Annotated in this window: 26 protein-coding genes and 1 pseudogene; 6 read left to right on the forward strand and 21 right to left on the reverse strand. The window is 71.2% G+C overall.

Features of this window, described 5'->3' with window-relative positions; translation table 11 throughout:
* Positions 1-20: 20 nt before the first annotated feature.
* Positions 21-368: a helix-turn-helix transcriptional regulator gene (locus ACFWVV_RS10775; protein WP_384346049.1), complete on the forward strand. Its 348-nt coding sequence runs from the start codon at positions 21-23 to the stop codon at positions 366-368.
* Positions 369-483: 115 nt separating this feature from the next.
* Here the strand turns inward: ACFWVV_RS10775 and ACFWVV_RS10780 are convergent.
* Both ACFWVV_RS10780 and ACFWVV_RS10785 read right to left on the reverse strand, forming a co-directional pair.
* A pseudogene (locus ACFWVV_RS10780) lies at positions 484-957 on the reverse strand (cupin domain-containing protein); the annotation flags it as partial.
* Positions 958-1,236: 279 nt separating this feature from the next.
* Positions 1,237-1,614, reverse strand: a complete 378-nt coding sequence (locus ACFWVV_RS10785) for a MerR family transcriptional regulator (RefSeq protein ID WP_384345823.1) — start codon at positions 1,612-1,614, stop codon at positions 1,237-1,239.
* Between the two features lie 64 nt (positions 1,615-1,678).
* Between ACFWVV_RS10785 and ACFWVV_RS10790 the strand changes: the two genes are divergently transcribed.
* A complete protein-coding gene (locus ACFWVV_RS10790) occupies positions 1,679-2,998 on the forward strand; it encodes an MFS transporter (RefSeq protein WP_384345826.1) in 1,320 nt (439 codons plus the stop codon).
* A 25-nt stretch (positions 2,999-3,023) separates the two neighbouring features.
* On the opposite strand, the gene ACFWVV_RS10795 is transcribed toward ACFWVV_RS10790, so the two are convergent.
* From ACFWVV_RS10795 to ACFWVV_RS10815, 5 genes are all read right to left on the reverse strand, one after another.
* Positions 3,024-3,656 carry a TetR family transcriptional regulator gene (locus ACFWVV_RS10795; protein ID WP_384345828.1) on the reverse strand — a complete coding sequence of 211 codons (633 nt, stop codon included), beginning with the start codon at positions 3,654-3,656 and terminating at the stop codon, positions 3,024-3,026.
* Positions 3,657-3,724: 68 nt separating this feature from the next.
* Positions 3,725-5,896: a phosphotransferase family protein gene (locus tag ACFWVV_RS10800; protein WP_384345831.1), complete on the reverse strand. Its 2,172-nt coding sequence runs from the start codon at positions 5,894-5,896 to the stop codon at positions 3,725-3,727.
* Between the two features lie 281 nt (positions 5,897-6,177).
* The gene (locus ACFWVV_RS10805; protein ID WP_384345834.1) at positions 6,178-6,378 is read right to left on the reverse strand and encodes a hypothetical protein; all 201 of its coding nucleotides are present in this window, start codon (positions 6,376-6,378) and stop codon (positions 6,178-6,180) included.
* A 65-nt stretch (positions 6,379-6,443) separates the two neighbouring features.
* A complete protein-coding gene (locus ACFWVV_RS10810) occupies positions 6,444-7,199 on the reverse strand; it encodes an HAD family hydrolase (protein WP_384345837.1) in 756 nt (251 codons plus the stop codon).
* Positions 7,199-8,071, reverse strand: coding sequence for a winged helix-turn-helix domain-containing protein (locus ACFWVV_RS10815; RefSeq protein ID WP_384346052.1), 873 nt, complete (start codon positions 8,069-8,071; stop codon positions 7,199-7,201). Before ACFWVV_RS10815 ends, ACFWVV_RS10810 begins: the two co-directional genes overlap by 1 nt.
* Before the next feature lie 253 nt (positions 8,072-8,324).
* On the opposite strand from ACFWVV_RS10815, the gene ACFWVV_RS10820 reads away from it, so the two are divergent.
* Positions 8,325-8,522 carry a hypothetical protein gene (locus ACFWVV_RS10820; protein ID WP_384345840.1) on the forward strand — a complete coding sequence of 66 codons (198 nt, stop codon included), beginning with the start codon at positions 8,325-8,327 and terminating at the stop codon, positions 8,520-8,522.
* A gap of 62 nt (positions 8,523-8,584) precedes the next feature.
* Here the strand turns inward: ACFWVV_RS10820 and ACFWVV_RS10825 are convergent, their stop codons facing one another.
* On the reverse strand, positions 8,585-9,481 hold the full coding sequence (locus ACFWVV_RS10825; protein WP_384345843.1) for a winged helix-turn-helix domain-containing protein: 897 nt from the start codon (positions 9,479-9,481) through the stop codon (positions 8,585-8,587).
* Between the two features lie 184 nt (positions 9,482-9,665).
* On the opposite strand from ACFWVV_RS10825, the gene ACFWVV_RS10830 reads away from it, so the two are divergent.
* Positions 9,666-9,851, forward strand: a complete 186-nt coding sequence (locus ACFWVV_RS10830; RefSeq protein ID WP_384345846.1) for a hypothetical protein — start codon at positions 9,666-9,668, stop codon at positions 9,849-9,851.
* Positions 9,852-9,872: 21 nt separating this feature from the next.
* On the opposite strand, the gene ACFWVV_RS10835 is transcribed toward ACFWVV_RS10830, so the two are convergent.
* From ACFWVV_RS10835 to ACFWVV_RS10845, 3 genes are all read right to left on the reverse strand, one after another.
* Positions 9,873-11,315 (reverse strand): GNAT family N-acetyltransferase, encoded by a 1,443-nt coding sequence (locus tag ACFWVV_RS10835; RefSeq protein ID WP_384345849.1) that lies wholly within the window; start codon positions 11,313-11,315, stop codon positions 9,873-9,875.
* Positions 11,316-11,339: 24 nt separating this feature from the next.
* Positions 11,340-12,311 (reverse strand): asparaginase, encoded by a 972-nt coding sequence (locus ACFWVV_RS10840; RefSeq protein WP_384345852.1) that lies wholly within the window; start codon positions 12,309-12,311, stop codon positions 11,340-11,342.
* A gap of 78 nt (positions 12,312-12,389) precedes the next feature.
* Positions 12,390-13,007 (reverse strand): ABC transporter substrate-binding protein, encoded by a 618-nt coding sequence (locus ACFWVV_RS10845; RefSeq protein WP_384345855.1) that lies wholly within the window; start codon positions 13,005-13,007, stop codon positions 12,390-12,392.
* A 138-nt stretch (positions 13,008-13,145) separates the two neighbouring features.
* Here ACFWVV_RS10845 and dtd point away from each other — a divergent pair, with 138 nt between their 5' ends.
* Positions 13,146-13,571 carry a D-aminoacyl-tRNA deacylase gene (gene dtd, locus ACFWVV_RS10850; RefSeq protein ID WP_384345857.1) on the forward strand — a complete coding sequence of 142 codons (426 nt, stop codon included), beginning with the start codon at positions 13,146-13,148 and terminating at the stop codon, positions 13,569-13,571.
* A 77-nt stretch (positions 13,572-13,648) separates the two neighbouring features.
* Here the strand turns inward: dtd and ACFWVV_RS10855 are convergent, their stop codons facing one another.
* Genes ACFWVV_RS10855 through ACFWVV_RS10865 form a run of 3 tightly spaced genes read right to left on the reverse strand, consistent with a single transcriptional unit; the run spans position 13,649 to position 15,706 of the window.
* The gene (locus tag ACFWVV_RS10855; RefSeq protein WP_384345860.1) at positions 13,649-14,614 is read right to left on the reverse strand and encodes a YgfZ/GcvT domain-containing protein; all 966 of its coding nucleotides are present in this window, start codon (positions 14,612-14,614) and stop codon (positions 13,649-13,651) included.
* Positions 14,615-14,638: 24 nt separating this feature from the next.
* A complete protein-coding gene (locus tag ACFWVV_RS10860; RefSeq protein ID WP_384345861.1) occupies positions 14,639-15,076 on the reverse strand; it encodes a Fur family transcriptional regulator in 438 nt (145 codons plus the stop codon).
* A gap of 57 nt (positions 15,077-15,133) precedes the next feature.
* Entirely contained in the window at positions 15,134-15,706 is a 573-nt protein-coding gene (locus ACFWVV_RS10865; RefSeq protein WP_384345864.1) for an FABP family protein, read from the reverse strand.
* 274 nt (positions 15,707-15,980) lie between these two features.
* Between ACFWVV_RS10865 and ACFWVV_RS10870 the strand changes: the two genes are divergently transcribed.
* Positions 15,981-16,250, forward strand: a complete 270-nt coding sequence (locus ACFWVV_RS10870) for a DUF3099 domain-containing protein (RefSeq protein ID WP_384345867.1) — start codon at positions 15,981-15,983, stop codon at positions 16,248-16,250.
* Positions 16,251-16,267: 17 nt separating this feature from the next.
* Here ACFWVV_RS10870 and ACFWVV_RS10875 read toward each other — a convergent pair whose 3' ends face one another.
* From ACFWVV_RS10875 to ACFWVV_RS10905, 7 genes are all read right to left on the reverse strand, one after another.
* Complete coding sequence (locus tag ACFWVV_RS10875; protein WP_384345869.1) at positions 16,268-16,630, reverse strand: DsrE family protein; 363 nt, start codon at positions 16,628-16,630, stop codon at positions 16,268-16,270.
* 154 nt (positions 16,631-16,784) lie between these two features.
* Positions 16,785-17,072: a DUF1416 domain-containing protein gene (locus ACFWVV_RS10880; protein WP_384345872.1), complete on the reverse strand. Its 288-nt coding sequence runs from the start codon at positions 17,070-17,072 to the stop codon at positions 16,785-16,787.
* A gap of 67 nt (positions 17,073-17,139) precedes the next feature.
* Positions 17,140-17,979: a sulfurtransferase gene (locus ACFWVV_RS10885; protein WP_384345875.1), complete on the reverse strand. Its 840-nt coding sequence runs from the start codon at positions 17,977-17,979 to the stop codon at positions 17,140-17,142.
* Between the two features lie 164 nt (positions 17,980-18,143).
* On the reverse strand, positions 18,144-18,230 hold the full coding sequence (locus ACFWVV_RS10890) for a putative leader peptide (RefSeq protein ID WP_384346055.1): 87 nt from the start codon (positions 18,228-18,230) through the stop codon (positions 18,144-18,146).
* Between the two features lie 239 nt (positions 18,231-18,469).
* On the reverse strand, positions 18,470-19,165 hold the full coding sequence (locus ACFWVV_RS10895; protein ID WP_384345876.1) for a DUF2993 domain-containing protein: 696 nt from the start codon (positions 19,163-19,165) through the stop codon (positions 18,470-18,472).
* Between the two features lie 192 nt (positions 19,166-19,357).
* Positions 19,358-20,812 carry a hypothetical protein gene (locus ACFWVV_RS10900; RefSeq protein WP_384345879.1) on the reverse strand — a complete coding sequence of 485 codons (1,455 nt, stop codon included), beginning with the start codon at positions 20,810-20,812 and terminating at the stop codon, positions 19,358-19,360.
* A gap of 6 nt (positions 20,813-20,818) precedes the next feature.
* Positions 20,819-21,073, reverse strand: coding sequence for a MoaD/ThiS family protein (locus tag ACFWVV_RS10905; RefSeq protein ID WP_384345881.1), 255 nt, complete (start codon positions 21,071-21,073; stop codon positions 20,819-20,821).
* Between the last annotated feature and the right edge of the window lie 428 nt (positions 21,074-21,501).

Genomic DNA, 21,501 nt, shown 5'->3' on the forward strand with positions numbered 1-21,501 from the left:
TGCGGCGCGCCCGCGACCGCATGGACCGCGACTACGCCCAGCCGCTGGACGTCCCCGCCCTGGCGCGGGACGCCCTCATGTCCGTCGGGCACTTCCAGCGCAGTTTCCGCACCGCGTTCGGCGAGACCCCGTACAGCTATCTCATGACCCGCCGGATCGAGCGCGCCAAGGCGCTCCTGCGGCTCGGGGAGATGTCCGTGACGGACGTCTGCATGGCGGTGGGCTGTACCTCGCTCGGCTCCTTCAGCTCCCGTTTCACCGAGCTCGTCGGCGAGAGCCCGAGCGCGTACCGGGCCAGGGACCACCAGGACGGCGCGTCCGTCCCGGCCTGTGTGGCCAAGGTGCACACCCGGCCCCGGAAGCGCTGACTCCGAGCGCAGGATCCGGGCTCGCAGGATCCAAGCCGGCAGGATCCAAGCTCGCAGGATCCGGGCTCGCAGGATCCGGGCTCGCCGACTCCGAGCGCCGACTCCGAGCGCCGGCTCAGCGCGCGGCGAGGGCCTCGCGCCACACCGGGCTGTCGACGTAGTGGTTGTCGTACAGCTCCGAGGAGTCCTTGATCTCCTGGGGGCTCGCCTCGCCGCGCATCACCCGGCCGAGCAGCCGCAGGTAGTCGAAGCGCGGCATGCCGGGCGTGAAGACGAAGAACACGTCGGCCGTGGCGCCGGGGGCGGCGGCGAAGGCGTGCGGGGTGTGCGGCGGGACGAGGAGGAAGTCGCCCTTGTGCAGGGTCTGGAGCTCGTCGTCGATGAGGACCTGGAGGGAGCCGTCGATGACGAAGAACAGTTCGGAGGCCCGGGTGTGGAAGTGCGCGGGTGCGCCGACCGCGCCGGCCGCGAAGGTGGAACGGTAGCTGGTGACGGTGCTGCCGTCGGTGCCGCAGTCGGCGAGCAGGGTCATCACGCTGCTGGGGTCGCTGGTGGTCTCGGCGGTGGCAGCGCGGGTGAGGACGGGCTTCGGGGTGAAGGCCGCGTTGTCGGTGGCGACCGCGTTGTCAGTGGCGACCGCGGTGTCAGTGGCGACCGCGTTGTCAGTGGCGACCGCGTTGTCGGTGGCGACCGCGTTGTCGGTGGCGACCGCGGTGTCAGTGGTGGCGGTGAGGGCTGCGTTGGTGCCGTTCATGGGGTAACTCCCTGCTGGTGGAGGCGGTTCTGCCTGCTGCCGTTGCCTTGTGAGATCAACTCTAGGCAGTGGATAGACCTCGCGCAGGGTGCATTTACCATCCGGATCGATGGGTCAATTTCCGGCTGTCGACAGCTCGGGCCGCACCGCTTCCAGGTACTCCGCGATCGCGTCCCGGTTCCGTCGCAGGCACTCCACCCGTGCCGTCATCCGCTCCAGTTCCGCCTCCAGCGTGGCGAGCATCTCGGGGGTCGCGTCGGGGAAGTGGATGGTGCGGGGGCGGTCGAGGCAGGGCAGGATCTGCTTGATGATGCGGGTGGGCAGACCCGCGTCGAGCAGTCCACGGATCTGGGCGACGCGGTCGACGAAGCGTTCGTCGTACTCGCGGTAGCCGTTGGCGGCGCGCTCGGCGGCGATGAGCCCCTGCTCCTCGTAGTAACGCAGCAGCCTGCGGGACGTGTTGGTCCGCTCCGACAGCTCACCGATTCGCATGTGACCCACCTCACACTCGCCCGCGTTGACCCTCACACCGATGTGAGGCTTCGACGATACCGGCATGTCCAGCACACACGCCGCGAAGAGCGTCCAGCAGCCCCGGCCCACGCCCTCACCGTCAGCTGAGCCCTCACCGTCGACCCAGCCCTCACCGGCAGCCGAGCCCTCAACTCCCGCACCACGCACCTCACTTCCCCTCGGCGCACTCCTCGCCCTCGCCACCGCCGTCTTCCTCACCAGCCTCACCGAGACCCTGCCCGCCGGGCTGCTGCCCGCGATGAGCGCCGACCTCGGCGTCAGCGAGTCCGCCACCGGCCAGACCGTCACCGTCTACGCCGTCGGCACCGCCCTCACCGCGATCCCGCTGACCGCCGCCACCGCCGCCTGGCGCCGTAAGCACCTGCTGCTGACCTCGATGGCCGGCTTCGCCGCCGCCAACACGGTCACCGCGCTGTCCACCGACTACACACTGACCATGGGCGCCCGCTTCGTCGCCGGTGTCGCCGCGGGCCTCGCCTGGGCGCTGCTCGCCGGGTACGCACGCCGGATGGCCCCCGTACACCTCCAGGGCAAGGCCCTCGCGATCGCCATGGCGGGCATCCCCGTCGCCCTGTCGCTGGGCGTCCCCGCGGGCACGTTCCTCGGGAAGGCGACCGACTGGCAGACGGCGTTCCTCGCGATGACGGCGCTCACACTCGGCCTGCTGGGCTGGATCGCGGCGGTGGTCCCGGACTTCCCCGGCCGCCCGCGCCGCGGGAACACCCCGGCACGGGACACGCAGCCGAAGGCGCCGAGCCTGTTGAGCGCCCTGCGCGTTCCCGGGGTGGCCCCCGTGCTGGCCGTCACTCTGGTCTTCGTCCTCGCGCACACCATCCTCTACACGTTCATCGCCACCTTCCTCACCGAGCTGGGCATGGGCGACTCCACCGACCTCGTCCTGCTCGTCTTCGGCGGTGCCTCGCTGCTGAGCATCTGGATCGTCGGCGCCCACATCCACCGCCGGCTGCGCACCCTGATGATCGGCGCCACCCTGCTGATCGCGGCCGCCGCGACCCTGCTGGCGCTGCTCTCCGGCAGCACGGCGACGGTGTACGCCGCGGTGGTCCTCTGGGGCCTCGGCTGGGGCGGCGCCCCCACCCTGCTCCAGACGGCGGCGGGCGACGCGGGCGGCGCACACGCCGACGCCGCCCAGGCCATGCTGGTCACCCTCTGGAACGCGGCCATGGCGGGCGGCGGAGTCGCGGGCGGCATCCTGCTCGGGGCGCTGGGCCCGACGTCCTTCCCGTGGAGCGTGCTGGCCCTGCTGGTCCCGGTCCTCCTCCTGGTCCTGGCCGCCCGCACCCACGGCTTCCCCAAGCGGCGTACGGAGTCGGCCGGTTGAAGGCGCGGCGGGCGGGAGCGGCCCGCTACAGGTCCAGCCCCGCCCTCAGCTGTCCGAAGGCCAGCTCCGCCGCTGCCACGGCGCCCGGCGCCACCTCGTCGGCGCTCTCGCCGGACTCGATCCGGCGCCAGTTCTCCTCGGCGAGGGTGCGCAGCACGACCACCAGCTGGCCGGCGGCGAGCCGCGCGCGCAGGTCGCCGCCGAGCGCGGTGGCCAGTGCGGCCTCCGAGCGCCGGGTGTACACGAACAGCCGGGCCAGCAGGCTCGGCGTCCCGTAGAGCAGCCGCTGATAGGCCAGCACCGCCGGGTCGTCGCACAGACCGGTGACGGGGTCCCGCCGCTCCAGTGCGGCCAGCAGGTGCCGCTCCAGCGCGTCCAGCGGCCCCAGGCCCGCCTCCCGCCCGCCGGCCACCACCCGCGCCGACTCGTCCTCGTGGTCGGCGAACCGGTGCAGCGCCAGGTCCTCCTTGGCGGGGAAGTACCGGAAGAGCGTCGGCTTCGACACCTCTGCCGCCGCCGCCACCTCGGCCACCGACACCGCGTCGAAGCCCCGCTCCAGGAAGAGCCCGATGGCGGCGTCGGAGATCGCGGCATACGTGCGCCGCTTCTTCAGCTCCCGCAGGCCGGGGGCCTGCCCCGCCTCCCCGGACTCACTCACGACTTCACTCCCTGCCCGCCTGGGACGTACCGGACGGCCATCCTAGGCAGGCCGGGCCGGCCGGCCGCTCAGCCGGAGGGGGCGGACAGCGGGAGTGCGCCGGAGGCCGGGGCCACGGCCGCACCCTCCTGGTCGCGCCGGATGAGCGCCACCGCCAGGTACGGGTTCGCCACGCGCGGATGGCGCAGGTCGAACTGCGCGGTGACCGCGCTCAGCGTCGCCGCGTACGAATCGACGGCGCGCTGCACGTTCGGGGCGTCCAGCTCCGTTCCCGTGACGAGCCGGTCGAGGTCGATGTACGAGGAACGGAAGAGCTCGAGCCGACGGTAGGTACGGACGTCCCGCTCCCAGCCCACGGTGTACGGCGTGCCCAGGAGCCTCCTCCATCGCTTCAGCATGCGCCCCCGGGTCTGCGCGCTGTGGGGCGTAAGGTGGAGGTGGCGCACCAGGTCGTAGAGCGGATCACCGACCAGCGCCATCTCCCAGTCGATGAGCGTGAGTTGACCGGGGGCCACCGCACGGACCAGATTCCAGGGGTTCAGATCGCCGTGCAGCAGCGCGGGGGTGCGCGGAGTGACCGAACGCCGGCCCAGGATCTCCCGGAGCCGGGCCGCAGCGGGGAGGCCCAGCTCGCGGGCGAGCCGCAGCGACTTGTCGGGGAGCCGGTCGACGAGGGCCACCAGTTGTTCGCTGAGCCAGTGGTAGAAGCCTCCTGGCTCGAGTCGCGGCAGCAGGTGTCCCACGTCGACCCGGGTCAGCGCGGCGAGCTGGTCCACCAGGTCGTCCGCCTCCCGCGGCAGCAGTCCGTCCACCGGGTGCTCGGGAGCCCGGCCCTCCGGACCCCCGTAGGTGTGCACGATGAACGGGCCCGCCGGGGAGCTCTCTCCCCGCGCCAGTACCCGGGGCGCGCGGACTCCCTCCGCCTGTGCCAGCGCCGCCAGCACGATGGACTCGTCGTTGAAGCAGTGTTCCCTGCGGGCGGCGCAGGGCAGCCGTCGGCGCACGACGACGGATCGTCCCCCCTCCCGCACGACGGTGTTGCGGTGCCCGGTGCCCGTCAGGACCTGCTCCCCGGCAGCCGCCTGCTCGGCCATGAGCACGTCGTTGATCCCCTGCTCCGACAGCGTCCCGGGACTCGCCCAGAGGACCGCCGGCAGCCCTTGTCCCGTCCGGCCGCTGCGGCGGCACCGCGCCGCGTGCCACCGGCGGAGATGTCCCTCGATCTCGGGAAGGGGCGCCACCTTCTCCAGGCGCAGTGGGGTGCGCGCCGCGAGCAGTGCGCCGCGCACCGACTTCGCCGCGTCCTTGAGCCGCACGGGCTCGCGCTCGGCGCCGAGCGAGCGCGCGGCGCGCATGACGTCCGGGTAGACGGACTGGGCGCGTTCGAACTCGACGTAGTGACGCAGGTCGTCGTCCATCCCGGTCACGGCCTCGGGCCGGAACCGGCGCATCGCCCGGAGCCACGCCTCGCGCACCTCGGGTACCTGGTCGGCCGGATACTTCATCCGTACGAGGTGGGTGGCGAGGTCGTGCAGCGGATCGCCGTATCCGGCGAGTTCCCAGTCGACGCAGATGAGCGGCGGAGCACCGTGGTACGAGAAGATCACATTGTCGCGGTGCAGATCGGTGTGGATCAGGCCGAACGGACGCCGGGCCATGCGCGGCACCCGTCCCGCGAACGCCAGTATCGCGTCGTCCGCAATGCCCAGCGCCATGAACAGAGCGCCGAACTCCGTCCGGTTGGCCTGCCGGACATCCCGGTCGGTGAGCACGGCGAGGTGCCGCAGGAAGGCCCTGCTGTCTCCGTCCGCCGGCCAGTCGCCGGGCAGCGGGGGCAAGGCCTCCCGGGGTACGACGGCCATCTCCGCCAGCAGCGTGGCGAGGCCCTCGATCAGCAGCGGGTCGACGGGCTTCCCGTTCTGGCAGACGCTGGAGAGGGGGACGCCCTCGACGTAGCTGAGCACGGCGGAGTCCGCACTCCTGGCGAGGCACTTTGGAACGTTGAGCAGCGCGCCCTTGAGGCTGTCGAGCACCTGCGCCTCGTCCTGCCAGGTCCTGATGACCACCGGCAGTACGTCCGGTGCCCGCAGCCGGACGGTGACCGGGGTATCGGGCGGCCGGCCCACCAGGCGGGCCATGGGCTCGGTGAGTGGGACCAGGAAGTTGTGGTGGTGGAATCCCCGGGTCATCTCGCCGTGCAGGGTCGCCGCCGATACGAAGGCGTCGTAGACGGAAGCCATGTCCGTCTCCGGCGTGAGCGGCCGCGACCCGCCCGGCTCGCGCACGGCGCACACGGACGTCGGGAAACCATCCACAAACCGCTCCCGCAGATTGCACAGTGACATCAGCGATGACATCAGGGGCGGCCAGATTAGTGGCAGAGCGGAGCTCGAACGCGCCGGCCCCTCGTGCGGGTGCGGGACTGTACGCCGTGAAGGTGAGAGGGAGCGCCGCACCTGGCACGCACATCCGTGATTCATCCGTGCGTACGGGAGTTCCGGAGCGGATCGGCGAAGGGACGCTACTGGGCGAGCAGGTCCCGGACGCAGTCGAACCACTCCTGCGTCGCCTGGACGAACCGCGAGCCCATCGAGTGCGGGTCCTGGTCGCTCACGTGCCGGAACAGGGGTGCGCCGAGGCCGAGGACGTCGACGGTGTTCAGCTCCGACCCGTCCTCCAGCTCGATCAGCCGCTCCGCCGCCGGGTAGTGGCCCTGGAGCACGGTGCCAGGGGCCTTCCGTACCGGCCCGTCGGCGCCCTGCGGCGGGCCGCCCGCGCGGGACCCGCTCAGCCCCGTTCCACCACCTCCAGCACCCGGCCCAGCGAGTCCACCACTGCTTCCGCACCCGCCTCCCGCAGTCGCGCCAGCCGGAGTCCGTCCTTCGCGTAGCCGAGGAAGGCGACGCCGGCCCGCTGCGCGGCGTAGAGGTCCGACGGGGTGTCTCCGATCATCAGGGACTTCGCGGGGGCCGCGCCCAGCGCCCGCAGCGCACGGTTGAGGCAGTCCGGGTCGGGCTTGAGTCGTTCCAGGTCCGCGGTGCGGCCGTATATGTGGCGGTCGAAGCAGGGGGCGAGGCCGTGCGCCTCAACGTAACGGGCGGCCGCGAGCGCGGAGTTGTTGGTGACGATGGCAAGCGGCACACCTCGCTCGGACCACATCCGGATCAGCTTGTCGACGTGGGGAGTGGGGGTCGCGCTGCCAGTGGCGTGCAGCTCCTCTTCGGTGAGTGCCTGTTCCAGCGCACGTACGAGCGCGCTGTCCCCGCGATGCATGGCGCCCACCCGTCGCAGTACGGCGTGCGGATCCCGCCGGTCCTCGGCGGAAAGCGGCACACCGATCCCCTGCTCGCCCAGCCAGTCGATCAGCCTGTTCGCTATGTGCGGCGCGCGGTGGCCGGCGAAGAGGCCGCAGATGGGTCCGTCGAAGTCGAAGAGCACGCAGGTGGCGCCGGCGATGGCTTGGTCGGCCCACTCGGGCACCGGCGCCACCCGTCCCGCACCGGTGGTCGATTGCGAGGCCAGGTCACTGGATTTGGGGGTCACTAGCCGAGTGTGAGCGGTGACGTGATGGTGTTCCAGAGCGCGTCGAACCATTGTGCTGATTGCTCGACGAATGCCTCGTCGCGCGGTCCCGCCTTGCTGTCGAACCTGAAGAGCACCGCCTCCGTGCCCAGGGCGTCGTACATCTCCAGGTTGGTGTCCTCGATCTCCTCGTGCCGCTTGGCGACCGCGTAGTACGCGAAGAGGGCCTCGGCCCGGTTGAGTACGTAGAGCTTCACGGGCGGGGTGAAGGGCAGGGCGCGGAACTGCACCTGGACGTCGATGCCGTGCGAGCGGCGGAGGTTGCGGAGATTGTGCTGGAGTACCTGGCCCTGGGCGTTGCGCTGCTGCAGCCAGCGTTCGTGGACCAGTCTCTCCTCGTCGGCGCCCTCGTCCAGGCCCTTGGGGAAGGCAAGCTCGATGTTCCTGGCGGGCAGCAGGATCCGGGCGGTGATGCTCCTCGGCCCGACGCGGTTCTCGTGGATCAGCCGCATCGGCTGGGCGAGGGCCAGCATCAGTGACTCCGCCGTCAGGCTGAGGGCGTCGATGTGCACGTCCTGGGCGGTGAACGCCTCGGCGAGCCGCGCGCCCAGCGCACTGAGGGTCGGCTGCGGCTGGCCCGTCTCGGGGTTCCCGGCCGCCGCCAGCGGGGAGTTCTCCGCGACGCGGGCCGGGGCACCCCGTCTCGCCTCGGTGAGCAGCCCCTCGCCGTGCAGGATGCGCAGCGCCTGCCGGACGACCCCCCGCTCGACGCAGAACTCCTCGGCCAGTCTCGACTGGGTCGGCATGTGGACACCGGCCTTCAGCTCTCCCCTGCGGATGCGTTCGCGCAGGGTGTCGGCCACCTCCTGGTGCGAGCGCCTTCTGCCGTCCATCGCGTTGCTCTCCTGACTCACGTCCCAACGCTACAACTCGCGGCCATCTGACGGGAGTTGTTTGTAAGTTGTTTATGGATCGCGACCAAGTGGGGACAACTTGGGTGTAGTTGGTTGGCAGTTGGCCAACCTGGTCGAGGCAGCGTCGCCTCCCTGTCGCGCACGGCTCCCGTGCCGCGCCACCCACACCACCCGCGTCGCGGCACACGCGCCACCACGCCCCGTGCCGCCACCGTTCCCGAGGGAGGGACCCGTGCCTGTCCTGCTGCTGCTCTCCACCGCCTTCGTGCTGGGCTTCGAGAAGTTCGTCGAATGGCGGTACGGGACCCCCGGCGCCATCGGCGTCCTGCTGATCGCCATCGGGATCAAGTCGCGGCACCCCGCCTGCGCGGCCGTCGGGGTCACCGTGCTCGCCCTCCAGGTCCTCGGGCCGTACGGCGTGCACACCTGAGCCGGATATGGCCCCGGCCCCGGGGCCCCACCCCTCGGGCCCGCCCCCTCAGGCCCCGCCCCTCAGGATTCGGCGGCCAGCGTCAGGTCCTGGCTGATCGTGTTCCAGATCGAGTCGAACCACAGCTGGGACTGCTCGACGAACGTCGCGTCGCGCCGGCCGCCGGACTCCTGGGCGAAGGGGAAGAGCATCGACCGGGTGCCCACCGTGTCGTACATCTCCAGCGGTTCGTGGTCGTCGAACTGCTCCTGCTGCTTGGTGATCATGTAGTACGCGAAAAGCGCCTCGGAGCCGTTCAGGAGGTACAGCTTCACCGGCGGGGTGAACGGCAGGGCGCGGAAGACCACCTCCACGTCGATGCCGTGCGTACGGCGCAGATTGCGGAGGTTGTGCCGCAGGACCTGGCCCTGGGCGTTGCGCTGTGCCAGCCAGCGCCGGTGCAGCCGCTCGTCGCTCCCGTCGGCCACCGGCGTCGGGAACGCCAGGTCGATGCTCCGGCTCGGCAGCAGCACCCGCACGGACACCTTGGCCGGGCTCACCTGCCCCTCGTGGACCAGCCGCAACGCGTCCCCGAACGCCAGCGTCAGCGACACCGCCGTCAGGCACAACGCGTCGATCCGCACGTGCGGGGCCTTGAAGGCCTCCGTGACGCGCGAGCCCAGCGCGACCATCGTCGGCTGCGGCCCGGCGGCGGGCCGGGCGAGGGCCGCGGGCGCGTCATCGGCGATCGTCGCGGGCGAGCCCTTGGTGACGTTCACCAGCAGCCGCTCCTCCTGGAGGATGCGCAGCGCCTGCCGGATCGCACCCCGCTCGACCCCGAACTCCTCGGCAAGCTGGGCCTGGGTGGGCATCCGGTCACCCGGGCGCAGCTGCCTGGCCCTGATCCGGGCCCGCAGCTCGTCGGCCACTTCTCGGTGCGACCTTTTCCTGCCGTTCACGGCAGCGCCAGCAGTGCTCACAACCAGAACACTACAACTTCACGCCATCCAACGGGAGTTGTTGGCGAACCTGGTTAAAAGTTCTTGGGTGATGGGGACAACCCTGGTGAGTTGGTTGCCAAGTTTCGACAGATGGCCCAACTTCGCGTCCAGTAAAGCTTGTTGGCAACAAACTCACCATCCTCATCTCCAGGGAGTGATCCCCATGCCACTCGTCGCACTCCTCCTCCTCGGCGCCTACTTCATCGGCGAAGTGATCGAGGGCCGCTTCGGCATCCTCGGCGTCGCCGCCGTCGGCTTCCTCACCGTGGGAGTCAAGACCAGGAACACCGCCTGCCTCGGCATCGGCTCCGTCGCCCTCGTCATCCTCGGCCAGTCCGCCTTCAGCTGAGGCACGCCACCGCCCCAGGGCTCAGAAGATGTCCGGACACCACGGCTGGCGGGCCGTCCGGAACAGCCCGTCCACCCGGGCAGCCACCCCGCCCGAAGCCTCGGACACCTCGCCCAGCGCCAGCATCCGCACCGCAGACCGGCCCCCCAGATACAGGGCGCTCAACTCCCGTACATCCAGCGTGAGTTCAGCATCCTCGGCAGTCGGCTCGCACGTCGCTGCGCCCGACTCCGCCACGGAGAGCCGGAAGCGTCCCTGGGCCGGTCCCAGCCGGTCCACCACCTCCAGCACCACCGACCCGCTCCTCTCGTACGTCCGCGCCTCCAGCGCCCGTACGACGTCCAGCACCCGCACCCACAGCCAGTCCGCCACCGTGACCGCTCTCGCCGCCCTCGGGTCGGGCAGCAGTTCCGGCAGCAGGTCGTCGGGCGCCCGGTAGCCGGTCCGCACCTTCGCCACCCAGTCGATCGAGCACAGGAACCGCCACAGCGCGCGCTGGGCGGCGGGCGTGGTCGCGATCAGGTCGCCCACGCTCACCGTGTTCAGCGGCTGCTTGCCGTCCCCCCACTTGTCGTCGGCCCGGTAGACGGCCAGGCCCTCCACCTCGCCGCCCGCCGAGTCCGGCGCACGGTAGACCGCGAAGAAGGACGGCTTGTACGGGTCGTAGGCGTACTGGGTGGCACCCGTCCTGTTCTCCCACCAGGCGTCGTTCCGGTCGATCGCGCCGGGCTGTGCGGCCCGCAGCTTCTCGTGCAGCTCGGGGCCCAGCTTCCTCACGTCCGCCGCGTCGACGAGGTCGATCCGGCCGCCGCAGTCGGGTCCCGCCCGGTGGGGGTCGAGACCTGTGCGGTGCACGTCGATCTCCCACGAGGTGACCGAGGTCGCGTGGCCGAACCCGTACCGCCCGTAGATGGGGTACTCGGCCGCGACGAGCGTCGCGACCACGTCACCGCGTTCCTTCGCCACGCGGAGGTCCTCGCGCATCATCCGGCCGAGCAGGCCGCGCCGCCGGTGCGTGGGCGACACCGACACGCTGGTTACGGCGTCCGCCTGCACGAACCCGCCGCCGGGGACGGTGAGCTGCTGCGCGAAGGACCGGAACGTCGCCACGCACCTGCCCCCGTCGAACGCACCGCGCGTCCGCCCCAGGTCCACGCGCGACAGCCGCAGCGCGAGGTCCTCGTCGCTGTACGGCGTGGAATTGAGGAACCCGGTGTGGTTGGCCCGCGCCCAGCCGGGGAAATCGGCCTCGGAAATGGTCCGCACCTCAAGGGCGCCACCGGCGGGAGCGGAGCCCGGAACGGCGGTGCGGGCAGCGTCGGAAGCAGCGGAAGTGGCACCGGCAGAAACGGCGGCAGAGCCGGCAGCGGGTGAAGAGCCGGCAGCGGGCGAGGAATCGGCAGCGGGTGAAGAGCCGGCAGCGGGCGAGGAATCGGCGGCAGCGGGGTCAGCGTGGGCACTCATGCGCCCACGCTAAACACACCCCACTCAGAAAGTCGCCCGGATTTCGCCGACCCTGACCGGGCCCCCGAGCAGCGGCGCCTCACCGATCCGCGCGACCACCTCGCCGGTCACCCCGAGCATCCCGAGCGCCCTGGCCAGGACCGGTCCCAGCGCGCGCACCGCGCCGTCGTCGATCTTGAAAGCGAGGGCCCGCCCGTCCGGCAGGGCCACCGCCTGCACCGCCTCGGCGCCCATCTTCGACAGCACGCCGGGCACCGCCGTCATCAGCCAGGTGTCGGGGCGCCTGGTCCCCGCCACGTACTCCGGGTGCGCCCGCATGGCGTCCGCCACCCGGCGCTCCGGGGAGCCGGGCTCGGCGAGCACGAAGTGGCGGAAGGCGCGCGCGAGACCGGTGAGGCTGAGCGCCATCAGCGGGGCCCCGCAGCCGTCCGTGCCGACCGCGGTGACCCGCTCGCCGCTCGCCCGCTCCACGCACTCGAGGACCAGCTGCTGGAGCGGGTGCGCCGGGTCCAGGTAGGTGGCGGTGTCCCAGCCGTTGGCCCGGCAGGCGGCGATCATCGCGGCGTGCTTGCCGGAGCAGTTCATGGTGACGCGCTCGCGGACCCGGCCCGACGCCAGGTACGACTCGGCCTCCACGGGGTCCAGCGGCAGATCGGGGGGCGTCTGGAGGTCGGCCTCGGTCAGCCCGTACTCGCCGAGCATCGTGCGGACGAGGCCGAGGTGGAAGTCCTCGCCGGAGTGGCTCGCGGCGGCCAGCGCGAGGCGTTCCCCCGAGAGGTCGAGACCGGCCCGCAGCAGGGCGGCGGCCTGCATCGGCTTGTTGCTGGACCGGGGGAAGACGGGCGCGTTCACGTCGCCCAGGGCCAGCTCCACACCGCCGTCCGCCGCCAGGACGACCAGCGAGCCCCGGTGATGGCCCTCGACGAAGCCGGATCGGACGACTTCGGCGAGAACCGGGGGTATGGCGGGGGCTGCGGTGGTGCTGGAGGAGGTCATCGTCGACTTGGCCTTCCGGACGGGCGCGAACGGTGATCCGCCCGTACCGGGAGCCGCCCGGATCTCCGGGCGTGGACCTCAGTGGAGCAGATCGTCTACTTGTGCTTCGCCCTCACGGTACCTGCGGGCGATCTCCGCACTGCAATCGTCGGCGGTCCGCTGGAGCTGCTGCCGTTCCCGGGAAACCTGCTGCTCGTAGCCGATCAGGCGGCCCATTCCCGCGTGCAGCTCTTCGTCCGTCCGGGCGCCGAGGTCGGACAGTTCGACCTCCGCGAGCATGTCCGCCGCCAGCCGCCGGTACTCCTCGTTGCGCGGCGTGGACAGCGTCACGTGCCGGGCGGACGACCGGTGCCGCGAGGGACTGTCGGCGAGGATCTCGGAGAGCCGCTCGACCACAGGCGACTGCGGCCCGCCCCGCCGGGCCAGCTCGGCACGGAGGATGTCGATACGGCCGTGCAGCAGCCGGCGTACGTAGCTCAGATCGGCCTCGTCGCGCTGCGCGTCCCTGCGCAGGGTCCGCAGCTGCGGCAGCCCCAGCAAGGACAGCTCGGGCCGTGGGTGCGCGGGGAGTACGGGAGAGTCCCCGCCGCACGCGGAGCGGGCGGAGCGTGGCGCGGGTGCCCGGACCGCCTCCACCATGGGTGCCATTTGCATCGGTACGGGACCGGACCCTCGCCCGGCGCCAGAAGTGCTCATGAATTTCCGTCCCCTCGAACGGTGCGGCGCACCGCCTTGCCCCGCATCGTGCCACTCCTTCCCGTATCGACGCAGGAACACTGCACCCGTATGGCCCTTGTACGAAGAAGGACATCGGGAAAAGGCATCATGGTCGTCATGCGAGCTGTGGTGCAGAGGGTGGACGGTGCGAGCGTCGTCGTCGGTGGCGAGACGGTCGGCGAAGTCGTCGGCGAGGGCCTGTGTGTCCTGGTGGGAGTGACTCACGAGGACACGCCCGAGAAGGCGGCGCAGCTGGCGCGCAAGCTGTGGTCGGTGCGGATTCTTGAGGGCGAGAAGTCCTGCTCCGACGTAAATGCGCCACTTCTCGTGATTTCGCAATTCACTCTGTACGGGGACGCCCGGAAGGGCCGGCGCCCCACCTGGAACGCCGCGGCTCCGGGCGAGGTCGCCGAGCCGCTGGTCGACGAGGTGGTGGCGCAGCTGCGGAAGCTGGGCGCGACGGTGGAGACGGGCCGGTTCGGCGCGGACATGCGGGTGTCCCTGACGAACCACGGCCCGTTCACGGTGCTGATCGACGTCTGACGGGTGACGGGCGCAGGCCTGCTGCCGCGGGTACGCCGCCCGCGGGTACGCCGCCCGTCGCCTGCCCGCCGGTACGCCTACGGCTCGACGACCACTTCCTGTGCCGCCGCGGTGTCCCCGGCCAGCAGCCCGGCGTCCAGCGCCACGTTCCGCTTGACCAGGGCGAGGGCGATCGGGCCGAGTTCGTGGTGGCGCACGGCGGTGGTGACGAACCCGATCTGGCGTCCCTCGGGGCCGTCCGACGCGAGCCGCAGCGGGGTACCGGACGGCGGCAGGTGCACTTCGCTGCCGTCCAGGTGCAGGAAGACGAGACGGCGCGGCGGCTTCCCGAGGTTCTGCACGCGGGCGACGGTCTCCTGCCCCCGGTAGCAGCCCTTCTGAAGGTGTACGGCGCTGCCGATCCAGCCGAGCTCGTGCGGGATGGTCCGGTGGTCGGTCTCGAAGCCGAGGCGGGGGCGGTGCCCCTCGACCCGCAGTGCCTCGTACGCCAGGACACCGGCCGCCGGCCCGTATCCGGCGGCGTACGTTTCCAGGTCCTTGCGCGGCAGGAAGAGGTCCCGCCCGTGCGGGGTCTCCCGTACGACCACGTCCGGGGGGACTTCGGCGATGGAACCGGCGGGCAGCCACACCACCGCGAACTCCTCGGTGCGGTCGGCGACTTCCACCCGGTAGAAGAACTTCATGCCCTCCAGGTAGGCGATCAGCTCGCCCTGGGTGCCGGGCTCCACGTGCACCCAGGTCGTCTCGCCGTCGTCCACCAGGTAGAGGGCGTGCTCCACGTGCCCGTTGGCGGTCAGCACCAGCGCCTCGGTCGCCTGCCCGGCGGGCAGCTCCGTCACGTGCTGGGTGATCAGCAGGTGCAGCCAGCCGAGCCGGTCGGCGCCGCTGACGCTCAGTACGCCCCGGTGCGAGAGGTCGACGAACCCCTTCCCGTCCGCGAGCGAGCGCTGTTCACGGAACAGGTCGCCGTAGTGCGCGGCGACTCCTTCGTCACGCCCCTCGGCGGGAACGGCTCCGGGCAGGGCAAGCAGGGGACTCGTCATGCACCCCAGCCTACGACTCGTGGGCTACTCGCCCGCCGCATCCTTCTTCGCCGTGCACGCGGCGCACACCCCGAAGATCGCGAAGTGCTTCATATCGGTCTCGAAGCCGAATCCCGAGCGGAGTTTCGCGATGAAGTCCCCCGCCACCTCGACGTCCGCCTCGATGACCTCGGAGCAGTGCCGGCACACCAGGTGCAGATGGTGGTGCCGGTCGGCGAGGTGGTAGGTGGGCGCGCCGTGCCCGAGGTGGGCATGGCTGACGAGCCCGAGCTCCTCCAGCAGCTCCAGGGTGCGGTAGACGGTGGAGATGTTGACGCCGGACGCGGTTTTGCGCACCTCGACGAGGATCTCGTCGGGCGTACCGTGCTCCAGCGCGTCGACGGCCTCCAGCACGAGCTGCCGTTGCGGTGTCAGCCGGTAGCCGCGCTGCCGCAGGTCACTTTTCCAGTCGGTGCTCACCACACGGCCCAGTGTAGGCAGCGCGGTGAGCAACCGGAGGAGTCGGCGGGCCCGGCGGGCTCAGCGGAAGAACGCGATGCCGTCGTCCGGCATGTCGGGGAGGTTCTTGGCCATGGCCTCGACCTCCTCGGGCGTCACGGTCTTCTTCAGGTGCGCCGACATGTACGGGCGCAGCTCGACCTCGGGGGTGGCCTTCTCGCCGACCCACATCAGGTCGCTCTTCACATAGCCGTACAGCCGCTTGCCACCGGTGTACGGGCCCGAGGCGGCGGTCCGTGCGACGGCGTCGGTGACCAGGTCGATCTGCGGCTTCTGCGCGGCCAGCTCGCCGTACCAGATCTCGACGACACCGCTGTCGCGGGTCATGACGACCTCGACCTTGCGGTCCTTGTCGATGCGCCAGAAGCCGGACTCGGTCTCCAGGGGCTTCACCTTGTTGCCCTCGGCGTCCAGGATCCAGGAGTGCGAGACGTACTCCAGGAAGTCGCGGCCGTCGTGGCTGAAGGTGACTTCCTGGCCGAAGTTGGCCTTCTCCTGGCCGGGGAAGTCGGTGACGCCCGCACCCGTCCACTTTCCGAGAAGGAAGACGAGGGGGACGAGGTCCGGGTGCAGGTCGGACGGGATCTCGATCATGAGGGGCTCAGGCGATCTGTGTAGGGGGTGACGGCGGGAGAGGGCCGGTCGGGAACTAGCGCTGGCCCTGGTAGAGCTTCTTCACGGTCAGACCGGCGAAGGCGAGGACGCCTACGCAGACCAGGACCAGCAGGGCGGAGAAGAAAGCCTCAAGCACGTGGTGCTCCTTGCGACGATCGAGAGGTGGGTACGGGCCGCCCTCAGCTTAGTCGGCCGGGGCCGAGCCCTCTCGGTGAGGTTCGTCGCGCTGGGCCGACCGCCGTACGGTGGAGACATGTACGCACGTCGCCGCCGCGACTACTTCCTGATGATGGGGACGTGCCTGGTCCTCTTCATCACCGCGTGCGCCCTGGTCCGGCTGTGGTCGGTGCCGGTGGCGGTGGGCATGTGCGTGGTCGCGGCGCTGATTCCGCCGTTCGCGGCCATCGTCGCGAACCGGCGGGGGCCCGGCGACCGGTGGTGGGACGAGACCACGGGTGACGACCGCTCGGACGACTGGTGGGACGAACTGGACGGCCGGAGCAAACGGGACCGGCCGTACTGAGCCCGTCTCCTGCACTTCTAGTAGACGAGCGCCTGGACCCCGTCGCCCATGATCTCGCTGACGAAGACCTGGGCGCCCGCGATCCGTACACCGTCCAGCACCCCGTCCTCGGTGATCTCCCGCCGGGCCGCGCACTGCGTGCAGAGCGTGATCCGCCCGCCCGCGAGGACCGACTCGATGAGGTCCGGCAGCGGGGCGGCGTGCGGCAGCTCGAACTCGGCCGCCCTGCCCGGCACCGCGAACCAGGACGACTCCCCGGTCAGCCAGAGCGACACCTCGACCCCACTGGCCACCGCCACCGCGGCCACCGTGAACGCCTGCGAGCACCGCTCCGGGGCATCGGCCCCCGCGGTCACCTTGATCACGAGCTTCTTCGACATACGCGGAACCCTAACGGCGCGGGGCCCCGGACGGGCCCGTGCGGCTCGGGCCCGGACAACGCACGGGGCCGGAGAACCGCACCCTTCGTCACAGGCAAGCGTCCAACCCCCTGTGAGTGCGGCCCTCCGGCCGGTTCCGTGCGCCGCTCGGTGCTCAGACCGCGATCGCGACCTCCGCCAGACCGCCCGTCTGGGCCACGACCGTACGGTCCGCCGTGCCGCCGGGGACCAGGGCGCGCACCGTCCAGGTGCCCTCGGCCGCGTAGAAGCGGAACTGTCCGGTGGCGGAGGTGGGGACCTCGGCCGTGAATTCACCGGTCGAGTCCAGCAGACGGACGTAGCCCGTCACCGGCTCGCCGTCCTTGGTGACGCTGCCCTGGATGGTGGTCTCACCGGGCTTGATGGTCGAGGCGTCGGGGCCGCCTGCCTTGGCTCCACACATGGTTCAGTCCTTAAAACGAGGGAGGGAGGGGACTTACGAGGGGGAGGGCCTACGAGGGGGAGGAGGCCTACTTGTTGGCGCCGAGCTCGATCGGCACGCCGACCAGGGAGCCGTACTCGGTCCACGAGCCGTCGTAGTTCTTGACGTTCTCGACACCGAGCAGCTCGTGCAGGACGAACCAGGTCAGGGCCGAGCGCTCGCCGATGCGGCAGTACGCGATGGTGTCCTTCGCCAGATCGACCTGCTCGGCCTCGTAGAGGGCCTTGAGCTCGTCGTCCGACTTGAAGGTGCCGTCGTCGTTGGCGTTCTTCGACCACGGGATGTTGCGGGCGCTGGGCACGTGGCCGGGGCGCTGCGACTGCTCCTGCGGGAGGTGCGCCGGGGCGAGCAGCTTGCCGCTGAACTCGTCGGGCGAGCGGACGTCGACCAGGTTCTGGTTGTTGATCGCCTTGATCACGTCGTCGCGGTAGGCGCGGATCGACTCGTCCTGCGGCTGTGCCTTGTACGAGGTGGCCGGGCGGGAGGGGACCTCGGCGACCAGGTCGCGGGAGTCCAGCTCCCACTTCTTGCGGCCGCCGTCCAGCAGGCGGACGTCGCCGTGGCCGTAGAGCTTGAAGTACCAGAAGGCGTAGCTGGCGAACCAGTTGTTGTTGCCGCCGTACAGGACGACGGTCGTGTCGTTGCCGATGCCCTTCCCGGACAGCAGCTTCTCGAAGCCGGCCTGGTCGATGAAGTCGCGACGGACCGGGTCCTGGAGGTCCTTGGTCCAGTCGATCCGGATCGCGTTGCGGATGTGGTTCTTCTCGTACGCGGAGGTGTCCTCGTCGACCTCGACGATGGCCACCTTCGGGTCGTCGAGGTGGGCCTCGACCCAGTCTGCGTCTACCAGTACGTCGCTGCGGCTCATGGTGTTTCTCCTCCGGGGCAGTTACGGCGGGGCGGTGCGCGGGTGTCCGGGTACGGCGGCGGAGCCGTAGGTACGGGTCGGTACGCGGCACGGAAATACGGAGTGGGGGCGCAAATCGCCCTGGGGAAGCGGGAGTCGGGGGCTCGGCCCGGCCGGGATCCCGCTCAGGCAGCGCGGCGACAGAGCATGGCGGCGACGCGGCACAGGTCTACTGCCCGCCGCTTCGTGAGGTCCGCCTGTCGCTGCTGCATGGGACCGATCGTAGGGAGGAACGGGTGGGCGTGTCACCGGCGTGTCGTATGTTGAGACGAGATCGTCCACCCTGTGGGACAGCAGGAGGGGCCGGGACAGTGGTCCCGGCCCCTCGCACCGCTCGTACCGCTTCACGTCCTGCGGACTGGACGCCTCCGTCTCGCCATCCGGCCCGACCCGCTGCCGGGCCCGCTGTCCGGCCGGCTCTCCGGCCCGCTGATCGACCGCTGCCCGGCCGCTACCCCGCCAGTTTCACGTTCGTGCCGACGACGCCGATCTCCACGCCGGACGCGGTCGGGGTGACCTTGTCCAGCTTGAGCCCGTTCGGCAGCCCGCCGATCTGACGGACGAAGTCGATCTTCTTGCGGATCATGTCCTCGATGCCCGGGATGCCCTGCCCGGGGACCTCGTCGGCGCGCACCGAGATCGACTTGCCGCCGTCCATGAGGGTCACCGTGGACAGCACGCTGCGGGAGATCTCCCGGCCCATGACCGAGACGGTGCCGGTCACCTTGACCTTGCCGTTCTCGCCGTAGCCGACCTTGACGTCCTTGTCGCCCGCCGCGCGCGTCAGGTCCGCGTAGCTGATCAGTGCGGTGCCGGTGGCGCGGGCCGCGGTGGCGGAGGAGAAGTTGTTGGTGAGGACGACGTCGTGGAGCTCGGCGGTGATCCGGCCCAGCCGCAGCCGCTTGCCGTCGCTGTTCGCCTCGACGCCGTCCATCGTGACGTCGACCTGGTCGAGCTCCTTGGAGACGATCTGGGTGAGGAAGGGGAAGCCCTTGATGTCGATCTGCGGCTCGGCCGAAAGCCCCTGGCTCGTGCGGACCTTGGCCGCCACCTCGGACTCGGCGTAGTTGACCGCGAGCCGGTCCACGGCGACGAAGATGCCGCCGAGGATCACGCCCAGGATCAGAAGTATGCGAAGTGCGCGCATTGTCGGTGTTTCCCCCACCCGCGTTCGTTGGCCCCCGTACTGAACGTGAGCCTAACCGGTGAGATCCACACCATTCCCGCCCAACGCCGAACGGCCCGCTCCCCCGGGGTACGGCACCCCTGGGAGAACGGACCGCGTCACACACGGCGCACGCGGCGCGCAGGGCGCACACGGCGCTCTCCGCGCACTGGATCAGGCGAAGGCCCGGCCCAGCATGTAGACGGCGGGCGCCGCCGCGGCGAGCGGCAGGGCCACCCCGGCCGTCATGTGCACGAACTTCGACGGGTAGTCGTACGCCGCCACCCGCAGCCCGATCAGTGCGCACACCCCCGCCCCGAGGCCGATCACCGCTCCGCCGCCGCCGAGCCCGCCCACACCGCCGGCCGCGATGCCCGCGCCCGCCGCGGCGAGCAGGGCGACGACGACGGAGGCCGGAGTGGGCAGTGGCAGCGCGCGGGCCACGACGGCCGCCGCGACCGCGACCGCACCGGCGGTCGCCGCCTTGCCGTCGGCCGCGAGCAGCCCCGCGGCGACCACGGTCAGGGCGGCCGTGGTGACGCCCGCGGTGAGCGCGTACAGCCGCTCGTCGGCGGGCATCCGGTTGCGCAGGTGCAGGACGAGGGTGAGCAGCACCCACACCCCGAGCGTGCCCAGGATCGCGACGGGCGCGTGCACGGTGTCGACGGCGAGGATCGCGGCGTCCGCGACCAGACCGCCGAGGAAGGCGAGCGCGATGCCCTGCCGGGCGGGCCACATCCCGTTCAGCCGGAACCAGCCGGCCGCCGTGACCGCCTGTAGCAGCACCACCGGCACCACCACCGCGAACGGCCCGACGAGCGCCGCCCCGGCGATCAGCAGCGCGAGCACTGCCGTCAGCAGCGCGGGCTTGAACCCCGGGTCGATGATCGGCGACCTGCCCTCGGCGCGGGCACGCTGGGCGTCGGTGATCCGGGCGTTGCCACGGGTCGCCGGGGAGCTGTAGGCGGGCGCGGCAGGATCGTCGTACGGAGCGTTCGCCTGCGGGGCCGGGGGCTGCGCAGCCGCCGACCCGTGCACGGGCTCCGGCTCGGCGGCAGCCGCCCGCACGGGAACCTCAGGCGGCAGCGGATACGCCCCGGAGGGTCCACCGACGGGCCCGCTCCCGCCCTGCGAGGGCAGGTACGCGGTGTCGGCGGCACTCCCCTGCGGAAACGACGCCTGCTGAGCGTGCGGGGCCTGCGGGGCCTGCGCGTACGGCGAGTATGGGGGCTGGTGGTGCTGGGGCTGCTGCTGAGGCTGGGAGTGGTGCTGAGGCTGGTGCTGCTGCTGAGGCTGGGAGTGGTGCTGAGGCTGGTGCGGGTGCTGGGGCTGCTGCGGCTCCGGCTGGTACGGGTGCTGCTGCTGGTAGCCCGGCTGCTGCACCGGCTGGTACTGGGTGTCCCAGGTCTGCCCCTGCCAGCTCTGCGTGGCGTACGGGTCCTCGGCGGACGGCAGCTGCCCGCCCGGCTCCTGGAACTGCTGCTCCCCGGCGGGCTGCCGGCCGTACGAGGGCTGCGAGGGCTGTCCGGGCTGCGAGGGCTCCTCGTACGGCACACCCTCGTACGATGCCCCCTCGTAAGGCGGCCCCTCGTACGGGTACCGGCCGTCACCGTTCCTGTCGCTGCTCATGTCCCGTCACCCTCCCGCGAACGGCGGGAGCACCTCGACGGTGCCGCCCTCGGCCAGCCGTACCGTCCCGTGGTCGCGCGTGCCGACCGGATCGCCGTCCACCAGGAACGAGCACCGCTGGAGCACCCGCACCAGCTCCCCGGGGTGCTGCGCACGGACCGTGTCCAGTGCCTCGGCGAGGGTCTCGGCCGCGTACGGCTCCTCACCGGTACCGGCAGCGGCCTTGGCCGCCGCCCAAAAGCGGATGGTGCCCGCTGCCATGGCGGCACTCCTTTCGTCAGCTGTCCATGATGGGCCATCCCCCGCGTACCCCCCGCCCTCCGCCCGCGCACCGCCCGCCCTCCGCCGGAGCCCCCGCGTCCGGCGTCCGCGCCCGCGCGTGCTTCTGTGCGCCCCCCGTGCCGTACTCCCCGCCCGGACCCGTACAAATGCCTCCGCGTCGCCGGTGGTCAGTGCTCCGGAGACCGCTGTTCCGCCCGTACGGGGAGTGAACGGAGGGTGATGCACCGGTTGGCAGGAGTGATCAAGCGCACGGTCACCCGCGCTGTCGGTTGGGCTATTCTGCTGGGCAGAGGACTCGGGCACCGTTGCCCCCGGGTCCTTTTGTGCTTTCCGCGGGTCTAAAGGCCTGGGAAAGAACAGGGCAAGAGAGCGGGAAACGGGCAGGTCGGACCCCGGGGCGCGGGGGC

The sequence above is a fragment of the Streptomyces sp. NPDC058663 genome, from assembly GCF_042716745.1.
In the GTDB taxonomy this organism is placed as follows: Bacteria; Actinomycetota; Actinomycetes; order Streptomycetales; family Streptomycetaceae; genus Streptomyces.